Below are 740 nucleotides of genomic sequence, written 5' to 3'. Positions count from 1 at the left end.
AAAAAACACCGTCAGGTCTTCCCAGTTGTCCCGCCAGCTTTTTACCGCATAGGAGTATTTGCTGTCCCATTTTTGGGCAAAGTCTTCCAAGGCGGCCTTGGCAGCCTTTTCATTGGGGGCATTGTAAATATGCTTCATGTCAGCTGTAAAGGTCTTTTTGTCTTTCCAGACCACATACCGGGAAGCGTTACGGATCTGGTGGACCACACAGATCTGTGTCTTGGATTCAGGGAACACATTCTTGATGGTGCCGGTAAAGCCATTCAGGTTGTCCGTAGCGGTTATGAGGATGTCCTCGACACCCCTGGCCTTCATATCGGTGAGCACGCTCATCCAAAAGGCAGCGGATTCGTTCTTTCCCAACCAAAGCCCCAACACTTCTTTTTTGCCGTCCCTGCGCAGTCCCACAGCGATATAGACCGTCTTGTTGATGACCTTGGAGTCTTCCCTGACCTTGAAGACGATACCGTCCATCCACACGATCAGGTAAACAGGTTCCAAGGGGCGGTTCTGCCAGGCTACGATGTCAGAGGTCACCTTTTCGGTGATACGGGATATGGTGGAAGTGGAAACGTCAAAATTGTACACCTCACGGATCTGCTCTTCAATATCGCTGTTGCTCATCCCCTTGGCATAGAGCGATACGATCACGTTCTCGATCCCATCGACCATATTGTTGCGCTTGGGGACAATCATGGGGTTGAAAGAACCTTCCCGGTCTCTGGGGATTCTTACCTCCG

General features: G+C 50.8%; 1 protein-coding gene. It reads right to left on the bottom strand.

What is annotated here, in order from left to right; translation table 11 throughout:
• Positions 1 to 729, bottom strand: a 729-nt coding sequence (locus MKP05_RS22015) for an IS256 family transposase (RefSeq protein ID WP_369127987.1), incomplete at its 3' end; no start/stop codon positions are given.
• Positions 730 to 740: the final 11 nt, after the last annotated feature.

Source organism: Halomonas flagellata (assembly GCF_022487945.1).
GTDB classification, from domain to species: domain Bacteria; phylum Pseudomonadota; class Gammaproteobacteria; order Pseudomonadales; family Halomonadaceae; genus Halomonas; species Halomonas flagellata.
The sequence above is the reverse complement of the archived record's forward strand: the minus strand, read 5'-3'. Positions and strand labels throughout refer to the sequence as shown.